Annotated in this window: 18 protein-coding genes; 17 read left to right on the forward strand and 1 reads right to left on the reverse strand. The window is 38.4% G+C overall.

Translation table 11 applies throughout. The annotated features are described in order from the left end of the window. Positions 1-206: 206 nt before the first annotated feature. The 7 genes from ACEN4L_RS12565 (at position 207) to frr (ending at position 11,393) form a co-directional block, all read left to right on the forward strand. Entirely contained in the window at positions 207-1,349 is a 1,143-nt protein-coding gene (locus ACEN4L_RS12565; RefSeq protein ID WP_407097572.1) for an exonuclease SbcCD subunit D, read from the forward strand. Then, a complete protein-coding gene (locus tag ACEN4L_RS12570; RefSeq protein WP_407097573.1) occupies positions 1,350-4,499 on the forward strand; it encodes an AAA family ATPase in 3,150 nt (1,049 codons plus the stop codon). A gap of 144 nt (positions 4,500-4,643) precedes the next feature. Beyond that, entirely contained in the window at positions 4,644-7,880 is a 3,237-nt protein-coding gene (locus ACEN4L_RS12575; protein WP_407097574.1) for an SNF2 helicase associated domain-containing protein, read from the forward strand. Between the two features lie 213 nt (positions 7,881-8,093). After that, the gene (gene rpsB, locus ACEN4L_RS12580) at positions 8,094-8,882 is read left to right on the forward strand and encodes a 30S ribosomal protein S2 (protein ID WP_407097575.1); all 789 of its coding nucleotides are present in this window, start codon (positions 8,094-8,096) and stop codon (positions 8,880-8,882) included. 156 nt (positions 8,883-9,038) lie between these two features. Further along, complete coding sequence (tsf, locus tag ACEN4L_RS12585) at positions 9,039-9,920, forward strand: translation elongation factor Ts (RefSeq protein ID WP_407097576.1); 882 nt, start codon at positions 9,039-9,041, stop codon at positions 9,918-9,920. A 187-nt stretch (positions 9,921-10,107) separates the two neighbouring features. Further along, entirely contained in the window at positions 10,108-10,839 is a 732-nt protein-coding gene (gene pyrH, locus ACEN4L_RS12590) for a UMP kinase (RefSeq protein WP_407097577.1), read from the forward strand. Continuing rightward, positions 10,836-11,393: a ribosome recycling factor gene (gene frr, locus ACEN4L_RS12595; RefSeq protein WP_407097578.1), complete on the forward strand. Its 558-nt coding sequence runs from the start codon at positions 10,836-10,838 to the stop codon at positions 11,391-11,393. Before pyrH ends, frr begins: the two co-directional genes overlap by 4 nt. A gap of 74 nt (positions 11,394-11,467) precedes the next feature. On the opposite strand, the gene ACEN4L_RS12600 is transcribed toward frr, so the two are convergent. After that, on the reverse strand, positions 11,468-11,599 hold the full coding sequence (locus ACEN4L_RS12600; RefSeq protein ID WP_407097579.1) for a hypothetical protein: 132 nt from the start codon (positions 11,597-11,599) through the stop codon (positions 11,468-11,470). 373 nt (positions 11,600-11,972) lie between these two features. On the opposite strand from ACEN4L_RS12600, the gene ACEN4L_RS12605 reads away from it, so the two are divergent. The 10 genes from ACEN4L_RS12605 (at position 11,973) to rbfA (ending at position 24,807) form a co-directional block, all read left to right on the forward strand. Beyond that, complete coding sequence (locus ACEN4L_RS12605) at positions 11,973-12,734, forward strand: isoprenyl transferase (protein WP_407097588.1); 762 nt, start codon at positions 11,973-11,975, stop codon at positions 12,732-12,734. A gap of 32 nt (positions 12,735-12,766) precedes the next feature. Next, positions 12,767-13,552, forward strand: coding sequence for a phosphatidate cytidylyltransferase (locus tag ACEN4L_RS12610; protein WP_407097580.1), 786 nt, complete (start codon positions 12,767-12,769; stop codon positions 13,550-13,552). A gap of 47 nt (positions 13,553-13,599) precedes the next feature. Next, a complete protein-coding gene (rseP, locus tag ACEN4L_RS12615) occupies positions 13,600-14,871 on the forward strand; it encodes an RIP metalloprotease RseP (RefSeq protein ID WP_407097581.1) in 1,272 nt (423 codons plus the stop codon). Between the two features lie 160 nt (positions 14,872-15,031). Beyond that, positions 15,032-19,369, forward strand: coding sequence for a PolC-type DNA polymerase III (locus ACEN4L_RS12620; protein WP_407097582.1), 4,338 nt, complete (start codon positions 15,032-15,034; stop codon positions 19,367-19,369). Between the two features lie 167 nt (positions 19,370-19,536). Next, positions 19,537-20,010 carry a ribosome maturation factor RimP gene (gene rimP, locus ACEN4L_RS12625; RefSeq protein WP_407097583.1) on the forward strand — a complete coding sequence of 158 codons (474 nt, stop codon included), beginning with the start codon at positions 19,537-19,539 and terminating at the stop codon, positions 20,008-20,010. Between the two features lie 30 nt (positions 20,011-20,040). Continuing rightward, positions 20,041-21,306, forward strand: coding sequence for a transcription termination factor NusA (gene nusA, locus ACEN4L_RS12630; protein ID WP_407097584.1), 1,266 nt, complete (start codon positions 20,041-20,043; stop codon positions 21,304-21,306). A gap of 13 nt (positions 21,307-21,319) precedes the next feature. Next, the gene (gene rnpM / locus ACEN4L_RS12635; protein WP_204210962.1) at positions 21,320-21,604 is read left to right on the forward strand and encodes an RNase P modulator RnpM; all 285 of its coding nucleotides are present in this window, start codon (positions 21,320-21,322) and stop codon (positions 21,602-21,604) included. Then, positions 21,601-21,906, forward strand: coding sequence for a YlxQ-related RNA-binding protein (locus ACEN4L_RS12640; protein ID WP_407097585.1), 306 nt, complete (start codon positions 21,601-21,603; stop codon positions 21,904-21,906). Before rnpM ends, ACEN4L_RS12640 begins: the two co-directional genes overlap by 4 nt. Positions 21,907-21,920: 14 nt before the next feature. Continuing rightward, on the forward strand, positions 21,921-24,311 hold the full coding sequence (gene infB, locus ACEN4L_RS12645; RefSeq protein ID WP_407097586.1) for a translation initiation factor IF-2: 2,391 nt from the start codon (positions 21,921-21,923) through the stop codon (positions 24,309-24,311). Between the two features lie 148 nt (positions 24,312-24,459). Further along, positions 24,460-24,807: a 30S ribosome-binding factor RbfA gene (rbfA, locus tag ACEN4L_RS12650; protein ID WP_407097587.1), complete on the forward strand. Its 348-nt coding sequence runs from the start codon at positions 24,460-24,462 to the stop codon at positions 24,805-24,807. Positions 24,808-25,314 lie beyond the last annotated feature (507 nt).

Raw genomic sequence — 25,314 nt, forward strand, 5'->3', positions numbered from 1 at the left:
TTTAGGAACGTTCTTCCAAAAGATGGGCCAGCAAGCGGCGGAGCCGTGCGGTAGCTGACAAGTGTACAAAAATAGAGTGCCTAAACTAGCGGAGTAATAGGACGCTCGAGAAAAACTTGACACAAACTATATCAAAAAGCTGTTCGAGAGACAGCGATTATTTTGGTATACTAGATGAGATAAAAACACAAATAGGAGGACTGAAAATGAAGTTCATACATACAGGAGATTGGCACATTGGGAAAAAGCTTCATGGATTTCAATTGCTGGCGGAACAACGTGAAGTGTTTGAGCAATTGTTGGAAACTGCTAAAAATGAAAAAGTAGATGCTATTGTAATCGCAGGAGATTTGTTTGACCGCGCTGTACCACCTGCTGAGGCAGTGAGTGTATTGAATCAAATGTTGATTGATATGAATTTGACAGAACAGATTCCTGTTTTGGCCATTTCTGGAAATCATGATTCCGCTACTCGTTTAGAATCCGGAAGTCAATGGTTTAAACAAGCTAACTTACATGTACAGACTAAAATCAATGATGCTGTATTCAATCCAGTTACATTAGGCAATACGCAATTTTTTTTGCTGCCTTATTTTGATCCGATTGATGCACGGTTGTATTTTGAAGACGAAACACTGGACACCCCTGAACGAGCGGTTCAAAAGATAGTAAATAAAATGATTGAGCAATTTGATTCTGCAAAAAATCAAGTATTGATCTCACATTTTTTTGTGACAGGCAGTTTAAGAACTGATTCTGAAACAGAATCAACAGTCGGTGGTCTAGATAATGTGTCTGCAGGTGTGTTTAAAGACTTTACCTATGTCGCCTTAGGACATTTGCACCTCCCCAATGCGCTGAGTCATGAATCAGTGCGGTATTCTGGCAGTTTATTAAAATACTCGGTTTCAGAAGCCGATCAACAAAAAGGTTTTCGCATCATAGAACTAGACGACGAAGGAATCAACGAGCAAAGCTTCCATACCGTTCAGCCAACGCGTGACATTCTCGTATTGGAAGAGGCTTTTGCGACGTTAATGGATGAATCCTACTATCAAAAGGTGAAACGAGACCAATTTATTTATATTAAATTAAAAGACACCGTCATGCTGCCCAATGCAATGAATCGTTTGAGAGAAGTGTATCCTAATGTTATTGGGATGGAAAGAGTCAATCAGAAAGGTTTGTTTTCTGGGATGAAACAAGCTAAAAAAGAACTGCCCACTGCCTCAGCTCCGAATGTATTGTTTGGACAATATTTTGAAGAGATCATGCAGGAACCGTTAACGCCTAAACAAGTGAAACTAGTTGAATCATTATTTGAAGAATTTCAAAAGGAGGAGGATTAAATGCGCCCACAATCATTGACACTCAAAGCTTTTGGTCCTTATATGGATGAAACGATCGATTTTTCCAACTTTTATGGAAACAATATCTTTTTGATTGCAGGAAAAACCGGTTCTGGGAAAACAACTTTATTTGACGGGATCTGTTTTGCGCTGTTTGGAAAAACGAATGGATCAAATCGTGAGCCGAAAGAAATGCGCTCGACATTTGCCAATGCTAAAGAAATAACCAGTGTGTCGTTTACCTTTCATGCACAAAACAAATTGTATGAGATCGTTCGCAGTCCTGCTCAAACTCTTCTAAAGTTAAAGGGCGAGGGGACTCGTGATGTGCCGGCAAAAGCATCGATTCGAGTTTTTAGTGAAGATGGAACTGAACTTCAACAAGTCAGCAAAATCAGTGAAGTAGATGCTTTGATCGAAGAAGTGGTGCAATTGACTTGTGATCAATTTCGCCAAATCGTGATGATCCCTCAAGGTGAATTCCGACGTTTTTTGAATGCAGACAGCGGAGATAAAGAAAACATTTTAAGAAAACTTTTTGGAACTGGAATCTACCGGCAATTTAGCGAAAAATTAAAAGAGAAGAAAAAAGGGATGCACGTTAAGCTGTTGGAAAAGGAGAAAGAATTGGAATCTGCTTTAAGCAGAGCGCATTGGCTTGATGAGAAACCAGTTTCTGACTTGACCGGCTTTGCAGGCATGAAAGTAGAAATCGAACAATTAAAAGAAGACCAACAAAATAGGACCACTATTTTAGCAGCCTTAGACAGTGCTATAGCTGATTTGATGAAAAAGACTACAGAAGCCAACAACTTTTTAATAGAACAACAAACGATCCAACAGTTATTGACCGAAAAAGCAGACATGACTGCTGCTTTAGCAGACTTGAATAAAGAACAACTTCGTATCACTGAACTTCACCACACGATAAAATCGTTTGAAGAAGCTAAAACCTTTGAACCCTTACTGTTTCAATTAAAGGAAAACAGACAAACCCTTGCTGTTGCTGAGCAAAAACATACTGCTGCTTTGGATGAGCTTCGAACGGCTCAAGAAAATGTAGAAAAAGCAACTCAACAAAAGGAACATTTGGAAGAAGAAAAAGCACAGCAAGAGCAGCGTAAAGAACAATTGATCAGATTGACACACTTAAAACAATCGATTGAAACCTATACAACCAGTGAGCAGCAAAACAAAGAACAAGAAATAGTGGTTCAACAGCTTCAAGCCAAACTCAAAAAACTGACTTCAGATCAAGAAGAGCTGATCTATGAAAAAGATAAATTAAATCAGGTATTAGAGGCATTAAAAGAACAAAAAAGCCAGTTGTATGTGTTGAAAGACGAGCTTCAAAGAGTTGAAAAGGCTCAAAGTATGCTGCAAGAAGTCCTTCAACTCGATACCCAAAAGAATCACCTTAGAACCGAATTAGGCGAGAAAACCGTTCGTAAAAACGAAGTTGCTGTAATGTTGGAAGCAGCTGTCAAACAATACAAAGCAGTAAAAAGTGATTGGGCTAAAGTGCAGATCCAAAAATTAGCGGAAGAACTGATTGAAGGAGAACCCTGTCCTGTGTGTGGTTCAACGGAACATCCTCTGCACAGCATGAATAGTGAAAATCCTACCCAGTCAGCTGTTGAATTGGAGATGAGCTTAGAAGAAAAAGAGAAGCATGTTACTACGCATCAAGCTGAAATTGAAGTGCTCTCTCAGCAAATCGACCAGTTAGAAGCATCTGAGAAAGAGTTGACGCAATCATTAGATCAAAAACTTGATTATTGGCAAGAACAAGCCTCTCATTTACCGTTAAAACAAAAAGAGCTCCATGAGCAGAAGACAGAACTGATGGAACTGATACGCGGTCTAAATGAGCAAATAGGAGCTATTGACATTCAGTTAGCTTCTCAAGCCAGTCATGAAGAGAAGAAAATGCACTTTGAGCATGAAATAGCTGAGATTCAAGAAAAACTTACACTCGGTGAAACAAACCTTCAACTAGAATGGAATCGATGGAGTGAACTAAAAGGACAGTTGAAACAACTGAGTCAAGAAATCCCTGAAGAATACTTGGATACTGAACGCTATGCCGCAGAAGTAGAAGCTGGAACTAAGGCTATAAACAATTGGGATAAGCGGTATGAAGAAGCTGGAAAAAGCCATACAACGGCTGAAAAAATACAAGAACAGGTATGCTATACATTGCGTTCCATCTCCGAAACAATCTCTTTGGAACAAGAGAAACAACAAGTACTAACGAAGCAATTAACACAGACACTAGAAGAAAGTTCTTTTACTGCCGTGGAAGAAGTAGAAAAGCAGTTGGCGAATAGTTCCTATATCAGTGATTGGCGGAATGAGATCAATCATTTTGAAAAGACTTACTATAATATTCAACACAACTTGGAACTTAATACACAGAAGTTAGAGGGCAAACCTCTTCCAAAATTAAAAGAAGCAAAAGAACAGTACGATCTGTTAAGTGAAAGAAAGACGCAAAAAGCGGAAGAAAAAGCGGTTCTGTTAGACCATTTCGCTCAAAATGAGAGTGTACTGAAAACGAGTCAGTCTATTTTGGACGCACATCAGAAAAATATGGATCTTTATCTGGAGATCGCAACCCTATCTGATGTGGCTAACGGTGATTCAGGAAATAGTAAACTAGGTTTTGAACGCTATGTGTTGTCTTACTTCTTAGAAGAAGTCTTGATGCTGGCCAACCAACGCTTACAAAAGCTTTCGAACAATCGCTACTTATTTGATCTGAATCGAGAAGATGGTTCATATAAAAACCGAACAGGCCTAGAGATCAATATTTATGATGATCATGCTGGAGGGATTCGAAATGTAGGGACGCTTTCTGGTGGGGAAAGCTTTACTGCAGCACTTTCATTGGCTTTATCTCTGTCAGATGTTGTACAGCGTCAATCCGGTGGAGTACAAATTGAAGCGATTTTTATTGATGAAGGTTTTGGTTCGTTAGATGAAGATGCATTAGATCAAGCGATTGAAGCGTTGATGCAAATTGATGGCGATGGGAAATTGGTAGGAATCATCAGTCATGTCAAAGAATTAAAAGACCGAATACCGGATAAAATTCTGGTTCATGCATTAGGTACCGGAAAAAGTCAATTGTCTGCAGTACATGCTTAACTGAACCAGTTAAACAACAAATCAAATACATTACTGTTTCTTTTTTTGAAAAGATAACGTAAAATAGATAGATGGAGAATTTTGTTCGATAATTATTGGAAGAACAATTTTTTTGGAAAAACGGCTAGAAAGTAGGTTGGTTTCGTGAAGTGGAGTATACCTGAACGATTGATTGAAGTAGGAAGAAATTTGGTGGATGAAAAACGAGTTCTTTCTGTAAATGCTTCAATCGAAGAAAAAATGTGGACAGCTGATGTGTTGGACGATGATCGTTACCATGTGGAATTAGACGGAACAACGCGAGAACAAGATTTTTGCGAATGCGATTATTGGAAAAATCATGGATACTGTAAACACACGGTTGCAGTTGAATTAGAATTGAAAGATCGTCAAATCAGCAGAATTATGACACTTGAAAATGCTGAAAAGGTTGCGAAAAATTCTCTCAACCCTGGAAAAGAGCTGACAGTATTATTTTCAAGACAATTTTTAGACGATACAACCAGTTTGTATGCTGCGGAGAAAAAAGAAAGTCAACCTTTTAAGCTGGAATTTAGAATAGAGCATAAACCAGAAAGCACGGCATTAGTGCGCCATTCTGGAGAAGTATTAGTGGTCAGTTTGCGAGCTGGTACAGATAAATTATATGTCATTAAAGATACACAAGCTTTTTTAACAGCTTTTATGAACAAAGACAAATTTGAATATAAAGCTAATCAATGGGTGGATTTCAAAACGGTTGAATTGGAAGCTGCTGATGAAAAAGTAATGAATGAATTGTACGCAGAAATGGAGTCTCAATTTTTTGTTCGAGGAAATTATACAGAGGCTAAATCAATTTTTAATAATAAGCGTTATTTTGTATTAACACCTTCTTTTACAAGAAGATTTATAGAACAATACCAAGAAACGACTAATATGCAATTTGATATCAAGGGAGCACATTACTCTCGGATCACTTTTGTCGAAGGACAGATTCCCTATCAATTTGAATTGAATGATCATGAAGGCAATATCTCTTTAAGTATTGATGACAATACAGATGTTTACTTGAAAGATTACCATTGGTACATTGTTCAAGATACGATTTACGATCCGACTCGTGAACAAGTAAAAGCCATCCAACCTTTGCAGTCTTTCTTACAAAGGCATGAAGGAGACGATATTGAGATCCAGCAAGAAGACATGCCGGACTTTACAGCTTATGTTTTGCCAATGCTTTCTAAGTTAGCACCGGTGCACATGTCTGAAGAAGTGGAAAACACCTTTATTCATGAACCTTTGAAGACGTGTATTTACTTCACCTATGAAAATGAGGAACTGCATGCAGTAGTAGAATTTAACTACCGCCATATGGTGCTGTCTACTGATCCGAACGAAAACCAATTGCCTGAAGAAAAAGTTCAAGTCATTCGAGACAGTAAAAAAGAAATTCAAACCTTAAATTTATTGAACGAATTAGGCTACAAACGTCAAGAAAAAGACTACACTAAACGCTTAGTACAAGATGAAAAATTCTATGAATTCTTTACTAAGGAGATTCCCTTGCTGGAAGAATCAGCAGAAGTTTACATCAACGATAGTTTAGACAGCATCTTCTTGGATCAAATAGATTCGGATACAAACGTAGACATCCAACAAGAGGGCGGTTTATTAGATATCCGATTTGACATTAAAGGCATCAGTAAAGATGAAGTCAATCAAGTATTGCAAAGTTTAATGGACAGAAAAAGTTTCCATAAATTAGAAAATGGAAAATTACTGTCATTGGAATCAGACGAACTTCAACAAATCAGCCGGGTTCTAAATGAACTGCGGAGTTCTAAAGATTTCCAGAACGGAGGGGTGACTATCCCAAGTTACCGCGGATTGGAACTATCTCATCTTCTAGAAAAAGAAGGCGATGTTCAACCCGTCTTGTCAAAAAAATTCCAGCAAATGGTCCAAGATCTAAATCAGCCTCAGTCTATTGAGGCCGAACTCCCAGAACAGTTAAATGGAGAATTAAGATCATACCAAACAACTGGGTTTAAATGGCTCAAGATGTTGTCGAAATATGGTTTTGGCGGGATTTTAGCAGATGACATGGGGCTGGGGAAAACGCTCCAAGTCATTACCTATATCCAGTCTGAAATTGAGCAGGGCGAAAAGAATCCGTTTCTGATTATTGCTCCTGCATCTTTAACGTACAACTGGTTCCATGAATTGAAAAAATTTGCTCCAAGTATTAGAGCGGCTGTTGTCACAGGAAGCATCGAAGAACGAGAACATCAAATCCAAGACGTTGAAAACAATGATGTCCTCATTACTTCTTACCAAAGTTTCCGTCAGGATGTTGAGCTGTACAAAAAACAATCCTTTAGTACATTAGTGATGGATGAATCTCAAATGGTGAAAAACTACCATACCAAGACTTCTCAAGCCTTAAGAAGTCTTTCGGTACCTAGAAAATTCGCCTTAAGCGGGACGCCGATTGAGAACAAGATCGAAGAATTATGGGCGATCTTTCAATTGATTATGCCAGGATTTTTCCCGTCTATTAAAAAATTCAAGGGAATGTCCAATGAAAAAATCGCTAAAATGATCCAGCCTTTTGTACTAAGAAGGGTCAAAAAAGATGTATTGAAAGAATTGCCGGAAAAAATCGAGACCAACATGTTCAGTACGCTGACTAAAGAGCAGAAAACAGTTTACTTAGCGTACTTGCAACAAATTCAACAAACGGTGCAGGGAATGAGCGGAGATGATTTCAAAAAGAATCGTATCGCTATTTTGGCTTCACTCACTCGCTTGCGCCAAATTTGCTGTGATCCACGATTATTCATAGATGATTATGAAGGGGAATCTGGTAAACTGCTGCAATTAAAAGAGATTGTTTCAAATGCGTTGGAGAATAATAAACGTATTCTGATTTTCTCTCAATTTACTTCGATGTTGGATATCATTGAAGCTGAATTGGCTAAAGAAAACATTTCCAGCTTCTATTTGAGCGGAAAAACAAAACCTGTTGAACGGATCAATATGGTCAATCAGTTCAACGATGGTGAGAAACCAATCTTTTTGATTTCGTTGAAAGCTGGAGGAACCGGTTTGAATTTAACTGGCGCCGACACAGTCATCTTATATGATCTCTGGTGGAACCCAGCTGTAGAAGAACAAGCTGCCGGCAGAGCTCACCGGATTGGCCAAAAGAACGTCGTAGAAGTATGGCGCTTGATTGCGGAAGGAACAATCGAAGAAAAGATCAATGCTTTGCAACAAGAAAAGAAATCCTTGTTTGATCAAGTCATTACAGAAGATCACGGGGACAAACGTTCAGCAAATCAATTGACTGAACAAGATATACGAGAAATCCTCAGCGTTGGAATGGAGTCTCTGTAAACATAAAATTCAACAACACATTACATTCGATGTGTTGTTGAATTTTTTCTTGCATTATACAGAAATTGATCGTATAATATAAGACGGTGCTAAAAGCATCAACTATATCACACCTCAAAGGATGCATCGGAAGGTGCTTAAGTTTACTTAAGTTTCCCTGCAGTTGATTTTGAGGGAGGGATAAATACAAAAACCAAATGGAGGAACACAATCATGGCAGTAATTTCTATGAAACAATTGCTAGAAGCAGGAGTTCATTTTGGACACCAAACACGTCGTTGGAACCCAAAAATGAAGAAATACATCTTTACAGAAAGAAACGGTATCTACATCATTGACTTGCAAAAAACAGTTAAATTAGCAGATACAGCTTACAAATATGTAAGAGATGTAGCAGAAAATGGCGGGATCGCTCTTTTCGTTGGAACTAAAAAACAAGCACAAGAATCTATTAAAGAAGAAGCTCAACGTTCTGGTCAATTTTTCGTTAACCACCGTTGGTTAGGCGGAACTTTAACTAACTGGGATACTATCCAAAAACGTATCAAACGTTTGAAAGATATTGATAAAATGGAAGCAGACGGAACTTTTGAATTACTTCCTAAAAAAGAAGTGGGTATCTTAATCAAAGAACGTGACCGTTTAGAAAAATTCTTAGGCGGAATCAAAGATATGCCTAGAATTCCAGACGTTATGTTCGTAGTTGACCCTCGTAAAGAACGTATCGCAATTCAAGAAGCTCACAAATTGAACATTCCTATCGTAGCTATGGTTGATACTAACTGTGATCCAGATGAAATCGATGTAATCATTCCATCTAACGATGATGCTATTCGTGCAGTTAAATTAATCACTTCAAAAATGGCTGACGCTATGATCGAAGGAAACCAAGGCGAAGACGAAGTTGTTGAAGAAACTTTCACAGCTGAAGCTCCAGAATCAACTGAAACTGCTTCTATCGAAGAAATCGTAGAAGTTGTTGAAGGCGACAACGCTGAATAATCAATAAACCTTATAAAAGCTGTCTCGATAAAAGTGAGAAGTGAATAGCGACTTTTTACAAAGCGGCGTCATTTCCTTTTTTTGAGACAGTTTTTTTTACAATAAACCTCAAAAAAATTAAAATAGAGACAAACAGCATTTAGGAGGACGAATAAAATGGCAAAAGTAACAGCTGCTTTAGTTAAAGAATTACGTGATATGACGGGTGTTGGAATGATGGATGCTAAAAAAGCATTGGTAGCCGTTGATGGAGATATGGACGCTGCAGTAGATCACCTAAGAGAAAACGGTATGGCAAAAGCTGCTAAAAAAGCAGACCGTGTTGCTGCTGAAGGGTTAACTGGTGTTTACACTGATGGCAATATTGCTGCCTTAACAGAAATCAATTCAGAAACTGACTTTGTTTCTAAAAACGAAAAATTCCAAAACTTAGTACGTGATATTACAGAAGTCATCGCTAACGGAAATCCAGTATCATTAGAAGATGCAAACAAATTAACTGCCGGTGAAGGTACAATTGAATCAGAAATTATTTCTGCTACAACGACTATCGGTGAAAAAATCAGCTTGCGTCGTTTTGTACGCTTTGAAAAAGCGGACAACGAAGTATTCGGTTCATACTTGCACATGGGCGGACGTATCGGTGTATTAGTACAATTAGAAGGTACTGATAAAGAAGAAGTAGCGCGTGACATTGCTATGCACATCGCAGCTATCAACCCACTATACACGACTCGTGAAGAAGTACCAGCTGAAAAAATCGATCATGAAACAAAAGTGTTGACTGAACAAGCTTTAAATGAAGGCAAACCAGCTAACATCGTTGAAAAAATGATCAAAGGCCGTTTAAGCAAATGGTTGTCAGAAATCAGTTTAGTAGACCAACCATTCGTTAAAGACCCAGATCAAACTGTTGGGGACTACTTGAAAGCTAATGGCGCTTCTGTAAAAGGATTTGCTCGCTTTGAAGTTGGAGAAGGAATCGAAAAACGTCAAGAAAATTTTGCAGACGAAGTAATGAGTCAAGTTAAAAAATAAAACATTTTTATAGAGAGGAGTACTATTATCCTCTCTATTTTTGTATGGTTTTGTCTGTACAATAGCCAAGAATTAAAAAAAGCTGCTTAAAAGTGAGAACTGTATACGGTATGTGGTATAATCAGGATGAAGTTTTTCATAGAGTATGCTAAAATATGAGAGTAAATAGCCAATGGAGGTAATGAATGTGAAGAAGGAACCAAAGTATAAGAGAATTGTACTTAAACTGAGCGGTGAAGCATTGGCTGGAGATTCTGGGTTTGGAATAAAACCGCCAACTATCCAAGAAATTTGTAAAGAAATCCAAGAAGTTCACGATTTAGGCATTGAAATTGCTATCGTGGTCGGTGGCGGAAATATCTGGCGTGGAAAAATCGGGGAAGAAATGGGCATGGAACGCGCACAAGCAGACTATATGGGTATGCTTGCAACGGTGATGAATGCTTTAGCTTTACAAGATTGCTTGGAAAATGAAGGAGTCCCAACCAGAGTTCAAACTTCAATTGAAATGCGTCAAATCGCGGAACCTTATATCCGCAGAAAAGCCATGCGTCATCTAGAAAAAGGCCGAGTGGTCATTTTCGCTGGTGGTACAGGAAATCCATATTTTTCAACGGATACTACTTCAGCATTACGTGCTGCGGAAATTGAAGCAGATGTTATTTTGATGGCTAAAAATAATGTTGATGGTGTGTATTCAGCTGATCCAAAATTGGATAAAGAAGCCGTTAAATTTGATGAGTTGACTCACTTAGATATTATCAATAAAGGATTACAAGTTATGGATACAACAGCCAGCTCACTAAGTATGGATAACGATATTCCTTTAGTGGTGTTTAATTTGAACGAAACAGGAAATATTAAACGAGTAGTTCTAGGAGAAGTGATTGGAACTACTGTTAGGGGGAAAGTACAATGAGTGAACAATTATTGAAAGAGACAAGAGAAAGAATGACGAAAACTGAGCAATCGTTGCAACGTGAATTGGGTGCGATCCGTGCTGGACGCGCTAATCCAAGTTTATTGGACCGTATTCAAGTTGAATACTACGGCATACCAACACCGTTGAACCAATTAGCTCAAATCAATGTTCCAGAGCCTCGCGTTTTAATGATTACACCGTTTGACAAGTCTTCTATCAAAGATGTTGAACGTGCCATCATGCAGAGCGATATCGGCATCAGCCCATCAACCGATGGAAACGTGATTCGTCTGGTAGTGCCTCAATTAACTACTGAACGTCGTAAGGAATTAGCTAAACAAGTAGGTAAAGAAGCTGAAAATGCTAAAATTTCTGTACGCAACATCCGCCGTGATGCTATGGACGATTTGAAAAAAGCTGAAAAAAATGGTGACATCACTCTTGATGATCAACACTATTTTGAAGGCGAAGTTCAAAAGATAACAGACAACAGTGTAATCGAGTTAGATAAAATAGCAGCTGAAAAAGAAAAAGAACTCATCGAAGGGTAATTCTTCTTTTAAAACCAATGCAAAAAGCAGCATGCCTCTTTCACCAAACCGGTATAGAGAAATGCTGCTTTTGTTTAGTTAAAATCTAAAAAGCTTGCTTTTTTAGGTTCTTTCTTAGTGTCATCGCCTAAAATCAATGAAGTTACTTTTGCTGCAACGGCTGAAAGGATCAATCCTACAATAAATTGCACAATTTTTCTCTTCATAAAATAGCCCCCTTAGTTTTTAAAACTATTTATTGCTACATACAGTATAACACTCGAACAAAATAGAATCGAAACATATACTCAGAGCCTGAAGTGAGGCGTTTAGCTCACGCGGCTACGAAAGAGCATGAAGTAAATCATTTACAACAGAAGATAAGGCGGCCAGACGTTTAGACTATAGACATGGTAGCTGCCTTATATAACGCGTGTACAGGCTACGACTCTTTTTTTAGAAAAAACGTTCAAAATAGCCAAAATACACCTTCTTTCTTTTGGCAAAATGTTATTTTTTCTTTAAACTCATAGGATTTTAAACAATGATTTGCTACAATAGGAAGAGGAAAGTTTGTTAGTGAAGGGCGGTCAAATCGCAATGAGTAATCAAGAAAAAGAAAGTTATACAGAAGAGGGAATCTTCTCACAAGAAGGCAGCATACCTAACCATGTTGCTGTTATTATGGATGGAAATGGACGTTGGGCTAAAAGTAGAGGGTTAAAACGTTCTTTAGGACACAAAGCAGGTATGGATCAAGTGAAGACAATCGCAAAGCATGCCAATAAACGAGGTGTCAAAGCATTAACGGTTTACGCGTTTTCTACTGAAAATTGGAAGCGGCCGTTGGATGAAGTGAATTATTTAATGCAGCTGCCGGTTGAATTTTTTGATACTTTTATGCCAGAAATCATGGAAGCGAATATTAAAGTGACTATGATCGGTATCCCGGATAAGTTGCCTCGAAAAACGAAAAAAGTAATGGAAAATGCTATACAAGAAACAGCAGGAAATACTGGGATGATATTAAATTTTGCTGTAAATTATGGTGGCAGAAGTGAAATTTTAGCTGCTTCAAAAGAGTTAGCCAAAGATATTGCAGCAGGAAAGAAAAACCTTCATAAAGTAACTGAAGAAGATTTCGAACAGTATTTAATGAGTTCTGTACTGGGGGAATATCAAGAAGTAGATTATATGATACGCACCAGCGGAGAAGAAAGAATCAGTAATTTTATGCTCTGGCAAAATGCATACAGCGAATTTTATTTTTCATCGCTTGCTTGGCCAGATTTTAATGAAAAAGCTTTTGATGAAGCTTTGGCCGTATACCAAAAAAGACAACGTCGATTTGGTGGAGTTTAAGAAACTCTTAGTGAAGTTTAGGAGGAAATATTGTGAAACAAAGAATTATCACTGCTTTAGTGATGGCGGCCATTTTTATACCCGTAGTGTATGTCGGTGGATGGTTGTTAGGAATTACAATTGCACTTTTAGCGATTATTGGATTATTTGAGTTATTTAGAATGAAGGGCAACTCTATTTTTTCTGTAGAAGGATTGATTTCTACAATTGCCTTAATGGGGTTTATTTTTGCACAAGAGTTAGTAGGGATACTGCCACAAGGATTTAGTTCAGAAACGTTTATCCATCTAGCCACTGTGATCTTATTGGTTTGTACTGTTTTCTCAAAAAATGATTTTTCTTTTGACGATGCGGCAGTGTCTATTTTAGGGATACTTTATATCGGAATTGGTTTTAGATCTTTACTGGAAACGCGGGATAGCGGACTAGGGTTACTGATTTTAGTGTTGGTGACCATTTGGGCAACCGATATTTTTGCTTATTTGATTGGTCGGAAAATCGGCAAAAATAAACTGGCTCCAAATATCAGTCCCAACAAAACGATCGAAGGGTCTGTAGGCGGAACAGTAACAGCTGTTTTAGTAGCAGCTGTTTATCTTTATTTTGTACCTTTAAGCATGCCGTTTTTTTGGTCTCTGATTTTGATGCTGTTGTTGTCTATGGCAGGCCAATTAGGAGATTTAGTAGAATCAGCCTTTAAACGGTATTACGGTATCAAGGATTCTGGCAATATCTTCCCAGGACATGGTGGTGTATTGGACCGTTTTGACAGTATGTTGTTTGTATTTCCTATCTTAAGCATAGTCGGTTTGATTTAAGCACTACTTTAGAAATATATGAAGACGTATAGTAGAGGAGCGAACGAATGGTAACGACAATTATTACATTTATCATTGTATTCAGTATATTAGTTGTTTTTCACGAGTACGGCCATTATTATTTTGCTAAAAAGTCAGGTATTCTTGTAAGAGAATTTGCCATTGGGTTTGGTCCGAAAATTTTTTCTTACCGTAAAAATGAAACCACTTATACTGTACGGATATTACCAGTCGGCGGATACGTTCGAATGGCTGGTTATGAAGAAGATGTCGAAATCAAACCTGGGACGCCAGTTGGTTTGGTATTAGACGAAAACGGCGAAGTTACTACGATCAATACGTCTAAAAAGAAACAGTTGGTCAATGCTACTCCGATTGAAGTTGTCAGCATTGATTTAGAAAAAGAGTTGTTTGTAGAAGGTTATGTGAATGGTGAATCAGATGAGACCGTACGCTACTCGGTCAAAAGAGACGCTTTAATGATTGAGGAAGATGGGACGGAAGTTCAAATAGCTCCGCTGGATGTTCAATTCCAGTCTGCAAGTTTACCGCAACGAATGATGACAAATTTTGCAGGACCGATGAACAATATTATATTAGCCATTGTGGCATTTATTCTGTTAGCATTTATACAAGGCGGAGTTTACACTACCGAAAGCCAAATTGGAAATGTCTTACCGGATAGTGTTGCAGAAGAATCTGGTCTAGCTTCTGGAGATTTGATTCAAGAAATTAATGGCGAATCCATTGATTCTTGGGTAAATATGCAACAAGTGATTCAACAAAGTCCAGAAGAAGAATTGGTCGTTACAGTTCAACATGAAGATGGTTCTAGTGAAGAATTGTCTATTGTTCCGGAAGCTAGTGAATCAGCAGAAGGAACTGCAATCGGATTGATCGGTGTGGAACCATACCAGGATACTTCTGTTTTAGGGAAAATCAGTTCAGGATTTACCCAAACTTGGTCAGTAGCCAGTCAAATCTTTGCAGTATTTGGCTCCATGTTTACTTCTGGATTTTCAGTAGATATGTTTGGAGGGCCTGTAGCGATTTATGCAACGACTGAAGCTGTAGTTTCAACTGGGTTTATAGGTATTTTAAATTGGTTGGCCTTTTTGAGTGTCAATTTAGGGATCATTAACTTGATGCCTATCCCAGCTTTAGATGGCGGTAAACTACTATTGAACATTGTGGAAGGTGTTCGCGGGAAACCATTAAGCGAAGAAAAAGAAAGTATAATCACATTAATTGGTGTTGGATTGTTATTGCTGCTGATGTTAGCTGTAACGTGGAATGACATCCAACGGTATTTCCTGTAAACTAAACAGAGAGCTCTTCAACGGTTGAGCGTTTAGAGGGTAAAAATCAGATGAAAAATGATAGAAAACAGATTACATCATTTATTGATGTTGCTTGCATTCTATCATTTTTCTATTGTCAACTACCTTGCAGGGATGATATAGAGGAAGGGATGGACTAATGAGTTTAGATCAAGAAAATTTGTTTCACCAATTGTTAGAACAAATTGGGTTGCACCACAAAGTCGAGTACCGTCCATATTTTGCAAATGGCAGAATTCAAAAAGTTACGGTTCATAAAGCATCAAAAATATGGCAATTTGATTTTCAATTCGAAGATATTTTGCCGTTTGAGGTTTATCAAAATTTACTAGAGTCAATGCAACTGGCGTTTACTTCCATTGCAGCAATTGAGGTAACGATTCAAACAACAAAACCTAAGTTGACCATAGAAAAATTGGAAAACTACTGGTCTACTGCTGTGAAGAAAAGTAAAGTTTCTTCGCCCATTTGTGATCAGCCCTTTAGAGATCAGTTTCCAATTATTCAAGAACGTAAAGTGCACTTTTTAGTTGAAAACGACATCGTCAAAGGGCATTTGAAAAATATGTACTTACCTCCAGTAGAAGAAGCTTATCAACAAATGGGTTTTCCGAATTTTAAAATTGAACCTATGGTTGACCAAGAAGCTTATGAACAAAACATACATGAATTTAAAGCTAAAAAAGAAGAAGCTGATGATTTATTAGCTCAACGAGCTGCTGAAAACATTCAAAAAGCTGAGAAAGAAAGACAAGCGAACAAAGAGCTGCAGCCTATAACAGGGCCCATCTTATTAGGAAGAAAAATTGCTGACTCTGAAAAAGTGAAGCAAATGAGTGAGATTCTTGAAGAAGAAAGACGCGTGACTATCGAAGGGTATGTATTTGATACAGAGATTCGTGAATTGCGTTCCGGCAGACAATTATTGACCATTAAAATGACAGACTATACTTCATCATTTTCCATCAAGAAATTTTCAAATACACCTGAAGATGAAGCGGCTTTTGCAGCCATCAAAAAAGGAATGTGGTTCAAAGCTCGCGGTGGTATTCAAGAAGATACGTACATGAGAGATTTGGTCATGAATGCCCAAGATTTAGCCCAAGTTAGTCATGAAAGTCGTAAAGACAAGGCTCCTGAAGGCGATAAGCGGGTAGAATTGCATGTGCACAGCAATATGAGTACGATGGACGCTACGAATAATATAGCGGATTATGTAGAACAAGCTGCAAAATGGGGACATAAGGCGATTGCGCTGACAGACCATTCAGGAGCACAAGGTTTCCCGGATGCATATAGTGCTGGTCAGAAACATGGTGTGAAGATCTTATATGGAATTGAAGCCAATGTGGTAGATGATGGCGTGGATATTGCCTATAATCCTGCTGATGCAAACTTAGCTGAAGCGACTTACGTGGTATTTGACGTAGAGACCACTGGACTATCTGCTGTGTACGATAAAATTATTGAATTATCTGCCGTTAAAATGTACAAAGGAAACATTACGGAGACTTTTGAACAATTCATTGATCCTGGTCATCGGTTATCTCAAACAACAATCAATTTAACTGGAATCACGGATGATATGGTTCGAGGATCAAAAACGGAAGAAGAAGTGTTGAAATTATTCAGTGATTTTGCGGAAGGGTCCATTCTGGTAGCACACAATGCTAGTTTTGATATGGGTTTCTTGAATACGGGATACACTCGTCATCACCTCCCTGAGGCTGCAAATCCGGTTATTGATACCTTGGAATTGTCGCGCTTTTTACACCCGCAATTTAAAAGCCATCGATTGAACACTTTGGCTAAAAAGTATGGTGTAGCTTTAGAACAGCATCACCGAGCTATTTATGATTCTGAAACAACCGCTCATTTATGCTGGATGTTCTTAAAAGAAGCCGAAGAAGAACATCAGATCGTCAATCATAATCAATTGAATAGTAAAATTGGTGAAGGAGATGCTTATAAAAGAGCACGTCCATTCCACGCTACGATACTAGCGACGACCCAAGAAGGTCTTAAGAATCTGTTTAAACTGGTTACCTTATCTAACGTACAATACTTTTTCCGTACGCCAAGAATTCCGCGTTCAGAATTGACAAAATATCGAGAAGGATTGATTATCGGTTCTGCTTGCAGCAATGGAGAAGTTTTTGAAGCGATGATGCAAAAAGGATACGATGAAGCTAAAAAGAAAGCCCGTTTTTATGATTACATCGAAATTATGCCTAAAGAAGTCTATGCTCCATTGATTGAACGAGAATTAGTGCGCAATGAAAAAGATTTAGAAGAAATTATCCGCAATTTACTCCAAATAGGAGAAGAGCTGAACAAGCCGGTCACTGCTACAGGAAATGCTCACTATTTAAATCCCGAAGATGCTGTATACCGTAAAATATTGGTCCATTCTTTAGGAGGAGCATTGGAATTAAATAGAGCTGAATTGCCGCAAGTTCACTTTAGAACGACGACAGAAATGTTGGATGCTTTTGCGTTTATCGGTAAAGAGAAAGCACATGAAATAGTCGTGACCAATACTAATAAAATTGCTGATCTAGTGGACGGTGATATCACTCCTGTAAAAACGGACTTATACACACCAAAAATACCAGGTTCAGAAGAAGAGATTCGAAAACTGAGTTATGATGAAGCTCACCGTTTATATGGTGATCCGCTGCCTGAAATAATCGAGAAACGATTAGAAAAAGAATTGACAAGTATTATTGGAAATGGTTTCTCAGTGATCTACTTGATCTCCCAAAAATTAGTCCACAAAAGTGTCTCTGAAGGTTATCTAGTGGGATCTCGGGGTTCAGTAGGATCCAGCTTTGTAGCTACGATGACGGGAATCACAGAAGTAAATCCGATGCCTCCACATTACCGTTGTCCAGATTGCAAGTATTCTGAGTTCTTCGAAGATGGTTCAGTAGGATCCGGGTTTGATTTACCTGAAAAAATGTGCCCAAATTGCGGAGTTCGATTGCATAAAGACGGACATGACATTCCCTTTGAAACTTTTTTAGGGTTTAACGGAGACAAAGTTCCCGATATCGATTTGAACTTTTCAGGTGATTATCAAGCAAAAGCTCATGATTACACCAAAGTATTGTTTGGGGAAGAGTATGTTTTCCGTGCTGGAACAATCAGTACGGTGGCCGATCGTACCGCTTATGGTTATGTAAAAGGGTATGAAAGAGACACCAACCAGAACCTTCGTGCGGCTGAGATCGATCGTTTAGCAAAAGGCTCTTCCGGGGTCAAGAAAACAACTGGTCAGCACCCAGGGGGGATAATCGTTATTCCGGATTATATGGATGTGTATGATTTTACTCCAGTGCAGTTCCCAGCAGATGATCAAGATTCAGAATGGCGTACGACGCATTTTGATTTCCACTCGATTCATGATAATGTCTTGAAACTTGATATTCTGGGACATGATGATCCGACAGTGATTCGAATGCTGCAAGATCTGTCTGGAATAGATCCAAAAACCATTCCAACTGATGATCCAGAAGTGATGAAAATATTCCAAGGAACAGATGTTTTAGGGGTTTTACCAGATCAAATTCTTTCTAAGACCGGAACGCTTGGCATACCTGAATTTGGAACTCGATTTGTTCGGGGGATGTTGGAAGAGACAAGACCTAATACATTCGCTGAATTGTTGCAGATCTCTGGTCTTTCTCATGGGACAGACGTTTGGTTGGGAAATGCGGAAGAATTGATTCGAAACCACAATATTCCCTTATCTGAAGTTATTGGATGTCGTGATGATATTATGGTTTACCTTATTCATAATGGATTGGAAGCAGGTTTATCGTTCCAAATTATGGAGCACGTGCGTAAAGGAAAAGGAATCCCAGATGATTGGCAACAAACGATGCGTGATGAAGGGATTGCGGAATGGTACATTGAGTCTTGTTTGAAGATCAAGTATATGTTTCCTAAAGCCCATGCTGCAGCTTATGTACTGATGGCTTTACGGGTAGCATATTACAAAGTTCATTTTCCGATCTTGTATTATGCAGCTTATTTCTCTGTGAGAGCAAACGACTTTGATTTAGTCGCCATGTCACAGGGGAAAGAAGCCATCAAAGTAAAAATTAAGGAAATCACCGATAAAGGTTTAGATGCTTCCGCTAAAGATAAGAGTTTGCTCACTGTTTTAGAGTTGGCAAATGAAATGGTCGAACGTGGTTTTGATTTCAAAATGGTTGATTTAGACAAATCAGATGCCAAAGATTTTGTGATCAATGGAAATACACTGATTGCTCCCTTCAGAGCTGTACCCAGTTTAGGTGCGAACGTAGCGCAACAAATCGTTGTGGCACGAGAGGAAAAACCCTTTTTATCTAAGGAAGATTTATCAAAAAGAGGGAAAGTTTCAAAAACGGTCATTGAATACATGAATGAAAATGGTGTTTTAAAAGGATTGCCTGACGAAAATCAATTGTCTTTATTTGATATGATGTAATCAGTCAATTATTTAAACTCCTTGGAGCATGAAAGGTGCTGTTTGTTTGCGTCTTGCTTGATTTTGTGGTACTATTTCAAGTGTGTTTAGATATTCTGTTAGAGTGAGCGGCGGCGCTCACTCTTTTTAAGCGATTATATACGTCTAATGATAGGAGGCGAAAAGTATTGAGTAATATTGTAACGACTGTTACGGAGCTTGTACAACCCATGATACAAGACTTAGAGTACGAATTGGTAGATATTGAATATATAAAAGAAGGTAAGAATTGGTTTTTGCGTGTATATATTGACCAGCCGCAAGGGGTTAGTTTAGAAGATTGCGCATTAGTAAGTGAAAAAGTCAGCGAACGTTTAGACCAAATCACGCCGGATCCTTTTCCGCATGCATATTTCCTAGAGGTTTCTTCTCCAGGAGCAGAAAGACCAATCAAAACGGAAAAAGATTTTCAAAATGCAGTAGGAAAATTTATCCATGTTTCACTGTATGAACCGATCGACGGTGAAAAAGTGTATGAAGGAACTTTGAAAGAGTTGACAGAAGACAGCCTAACGTTGACTGTTCGGATTAAAACACGCACAAAAGAGATAGAATTGAATCGTTCAAAAATAGCAAAAGCTAGATTGGCAATACAGTTCTAAATAGACTACAATTGAATAGGAGAGAAAAAGATGAGCAAAGAATTACTAAATGCTCTTGATGACTTAGAAACTGAAAAAGGGATTTCCAAAGAATTAGTGATTGATGCTTTGGAAGCTGCATTAGTTTCTGCGTACAAAAGAAATTATGGACAAGCACAAAATGTTGAAGTTGAATTTAATCAAAAAAAGGGAAACATTAGTGTTTATTCTGTAAAAGATGTAGTGGATACAGTGTACGATTCTCGTTTAGAAGTGAGTCTTGAAGAATCAATCAAGATCAATCCTGCTTATGAGATCGGCGACAAAATTCGTTTTGAAGTAACCCCTAAAAATTTTGGACGTATCGCTGCACAAACTGCGAAACAAGTCATCATGCAACGTATCCGTGAAGCAGAAAGAAGTATTATCTACAATGAATTTATTGCTTATGAAAATGATATTATGCAAGGAATCGTTGAACGCCAAGACAATCGTTACATTTATGTAAATCTTGGTAAAATCGAAGCGGTGTTATCAAAACAAGAGCAAATACCAAATGAAGTCTACAAACCTCATGACCGCATTAAAGTATATGTAACAAAGGTTGAAAACACTTCAAAAGGACCTCAAATTTTTGTTAGCCGCAGCCACCCAGATTTATTAAAACGTTTATTTGAACAAGAAGTTCCTGAAATCTATGATGGTGTTGTAGAGATCGTATCTATTGCTCGTGAAGCCGGAGATCGTGCAAAAGTAGCTGTTGTCTCAAGAGACGAACAAATTGATCCAGTGGGAACGTGTGTGGGTCCTAAAGGACAACGTGTTCAAGCGATTGTAAATGAACTAAAAGGCGAAAACATGGATATTGTTGAATGGAGCGAAAATCCAGCAACTTATATTGCAAATGCGTTAAATCCAGCAAAAGTTATCGATGTGGTCTTTGATGAAGCAACAAACAGCTGTTTAGTAGTTGTGCCCGACTATCAATTGTCATTGGCAATTGGTAAACGTGGACAAAATGCTCGTTTAGCTGCTAAATTGACAGGATTTAAAATCGATATCAAGTCAGAATCTGATATGGAAGCTATGCAAGAGGCAGAAGAAGAAGTTGGTTTAGTGACAACGGAAGACTTGATTGATGCTGCTGAAGATATGCCGGTAGAAGCTGTTGTAGAGGCAGAAGAAATCGTAGCACCTTTAACTGAAGATCCAGAAGTTATTGAAAGTTTGGAAAGCGATGATGTTGCTGAAGAAATGATCGATAACGACTTATTGGAAGACCAAGATAATCAAGAGCAAGACGTTACTGAAGATTAGTGAGGTGATTTCCATGACAAAAAGAAAAGTCCCCCTGCGAAAATGCGTCGTTTCAAATGAAATGAAGCCTAAAAAAGAAATGATTCGAATTGTTAGAAATAAAGAAGGCGAAATCGCAATCGATCCAAGCGGTAAATTACCAGGTCGTGGAGCATATGTCTCTATTGAACCTGAAATTGTCCAATCTGCTTGGGACAAGCATGTTTTAGAGCGTGTTTTTGGAGCTAAAATAGAAGATGACTTTTACCAGTCATTGCTGGATTATGTGACGCATCAGAAAGCACGGATGAGTTTATGACCAATGAACAAAAAGCATTGAATTTGCTGGGCTTAGCCACTCGAGCTGGTAAATTAGTTTCTGGAGAAGATCTGACGATCAAACAAGTTCGTTCAGAAAAAGCCAAAGTGGTGATCATTGCAAACGATGCAAGTGAGAACACACGCAAGAAAATTTCGGATAAATGCCAATACTATGAAATTCCTTACACTATTCAGTATTCCAAAGCTGAATTAAGTCAAGCTATAGGAAAGGAACGAACAATAGTCTGTTTGACAGATGCTGGCTTTGCGAAAAAAATCCGAGAATTATTATCAATTTAATGGAGGGTGATTGCATGGCTAAGAAACGTGTCTATGAGTACGCAAAAGAAAAAAATATTTCAAGCAAAGATGTTATTGATGCAGCTGGAAAACTAGGTATTGAGTATCATACGCATATGTCATCAATGGATGATGCGCAAGTTACAAAGCTGAATAATGCTTTTGCTTCAAATAAGAAAAACGAACAAGCAACCCAAATAAAAGAGAATAATGCTGGTTCACATACGAAGCAGCAGCAAAATAAGGGAGATCATACTATAGATAATCAACAAAACAAACCAAATAAGAACCAAAAGCAACAAACTAACGGAAATAAGGCATCAACCAGCAAAACTGCTTCTACTAAGAAAGTAGTTCCACGTACAGCTGCTGAAAAGCCTAAAAACGATAACCGCGGACCTAAGAAAGATTCAGCCGCAAAAAAAAGCTCTACTCCAAAGAAAGCAGCTGCTTCTAAACCAAGAACTACTGCAAGTGCAGGAACTCAAAGCGCAAGTCCTTCTATGGATAAGAAAAAGAGCACGAATAAACCATACCGTAACCGTGGAAGCATGGGAACACACGGTGGTTACAACAAACGGAAGAAAAAAGGCAGAAAAGGTGAAAGCCATCCAGTAGCACCACCAGTACCAAGAAAAGAAAGAGAGTTACCAGAAGTATTGGTGTATACAGATGGGATGAATGTGGCTGAAATTTCTAAGAAAATTTACCGCGAACCAGCTGAAATTATCAAAAAACTTTTCTTGCTAGGTGTCGTAGCTACTCAAAACCAAAGCTTAAGCAAAGAAGCCATTGAGTTATTAGCAGCAGAATACGGTATTGAAGCAGAAGAAAAAGTGGAAGTGGATATTTCTGATTTAGATGTTTACTTTGATCAAGAAGTCAATGAAGAACATTTACAAGAGCGCCCACCAGTTGTAACGATCATGGGTCACGTAGACCACGGTAAAACAACTTTATTGGATACTCTGAGAAATACGAGCGTAAGTGAAGGCGAAGCTGGCGGAATCACTCAGCACATCGGAGCTTATCAAATCACTAAGAATGGCAAAAAAATCACTTTCTTAGATACACCAGGACATGCGGCATTTACAACTATGCGTGCACGTGGTGCAGATGTTACCGATATCGTTATCATCGTTGTAGCAGCTGATGATGGAGTTATGCCACAAACAGTAGAAGCGATCAATCATGCTAAAGCAGCTGATGTTCCCATTATTGTTGCCGTGAACAAAGTTGATAAACCGACAGCTAACCCAGACCGCGTAATGCAAGAATTAACTGAGTATGGTTTGATTCCTGAAGCTTGGGGTGGAGACACCATCTTTGTCAGCATCTCTGCTAAGTTTGGTCAAAATATCGAAGAATTATTGGAAATGATTTTACTGGTTTCTGAAGTTCAAGAATTAAAAGCTGACCCTAAACGTTTAGCTATTGGCTCTGTTATTGAAGCTCGTTTAGATAAAGCCAAAGGTCCTATTGCTACACTATTGATCAAAGAAGGTACGTTAAAAGTAGGGGATCCTATTGTCGTAGGTTCAACTTATGGTCGTGTCCGCGTAATGGTCAACGAATTAGGTCGTCGTTTGAAAACTGCAGGTCCGTCAGCTCCAGTTGAAATCACTGGTTTAAACAATGCACCTTTAGCTGGGGACCAATTTGTAGTGTTCGAAGATGAAAAAACAGCTCGTTCTGTTGGAGAAACTCGTGAGAAACAACTTCAAGTAGAACAACGTGCAGTAACCAACCGTGTTACCATTGATAACTTGTTCTCTAGTCTACAAGAGGGCGAATTAAAAGAAGTTAACGTTATTATCAAAGCGGACGTACAAGGTTCAACTGAAGCTTTAGCAGCAAGTTTACAAAAAATCGAAGTAGAAGGTGTACGCGTTAAGATCATCCACACTGGCGTTGGGGCAATTAATGAAAGCGACATTACATTAGCTGCTGCAAGTAATGCCATTATCATTGGATTTAACGTTCGTCCCACTCCGCAAGCAAAAGTTCAAGCAGATCAAGAAAAAGTGGATATTCGTCTTCACCGTATTATCTACAACGCAATTGATGAAATTGAAACTGCAATGAAAGGTTTGCTAGATCCAGAATACGAAGAAAAAGTAACAGGACAAGCAGTCATTCGAGAAACGTTTGTTGTTTCTAAAGTTGGAACCATTGCGGGAGCATTTGTCACTGATGGACACATTTCACGCAACAGTAGTGTTCGTTTGGTTCGTGACAATATTGTTATTTACGAAGGCGAGTTGACCAGCTTGAAACGCTTCAAGGATGATGCAAAAGAAGTGAAAAAAGGTTTCGAATGTGGTTTAATGATTAAAGACTACAACGATATCAAAGTTGACGATATTGTTGAAGCATATGAAATGGTCCAAATTCAACCTAAATAAGAGAGTAATGCAGACTGCATAGACTTCCGTAGAGTTGTAGAGTTCACTTGTTTCTTTTCACAGGAGGGTTTTCCCAACAAAAAGATTCAATGACATTACAAAGAGTCTAGTCTGCTCCACCTTTTTAAGTAGAAAGTAGGGAGATACAATGGCGAACTATAGAGTAGGAAGAGTTGCTCAAGAAATTCAAAGAGAAGTCAACGACATTATACGTAAACGAATACGTGATCCCAGAGTTCAAGGAATCAACATTACGGATGTACGCGTAACAGGTGATTTACAACAAGCAACTGTTTTTTACAGTACTTTATCTGACAAAGAAAAAGACGTTCAAGACGCTCAAGCTGGTTTAGATAAAGCCACTGGTTTGATTCGTAAAGAATTGGGCCAACGCTTATCTATCTACAAAACACCAGAATTGATGTTTGAAAGAGATGAGTCAGTGGCTTATGGAAACCGCATCGATGAATTATTAAGAGATTTAAATAAAGACTAGCTGAAAGCAGGAAAAGAGAATCTAAGTTCTCTTTTCCTGCTTTTTTGGTTCTTCATCTTTTAATGTTGGTAAAGAAATTTCCTTCGGCCTATGGGGTTGCTTATGGAACGCCATGGGAACGCCGCGTCTCAAGACTTGCAAGCTTTGCCGAAGCCGTTGGAGCGCTAGCGACGTACGGATATGGTATGCGCAGCGCAGCGGAGAACAAACCCCGAGTAAAAGCTGAAGCTTAACTCGGGGTAATTCTCATTGCATCCTTTTCATGGCTATAAGCAACCCCATATGCCTCCAGAAATTTCTGAAACTGAGTTTCTAATAGAGTTAGAGTTAAAAAGAAGTGCATTTTCTACTCACCAACGTTAAATGTTGTAGAACCAACCAGTATGTGTAAAATAGTTCTCGAGAGCCAATAATTTTACTGGAAAAAAGAAAGAAGGCACTTTATCATAAATGTATGCTTTGCAGGGCAAATACATAAATGAAAGAGGCCTTCTTATGGATAAGATT

This window comes from Desemzia sp. FAM 23988, assembly GCF_045528365.1.
GTDB lineage: Bacteria > Bacillota > Bacilli > Lactobacillales > Carnobacteriaceae > Desemzia.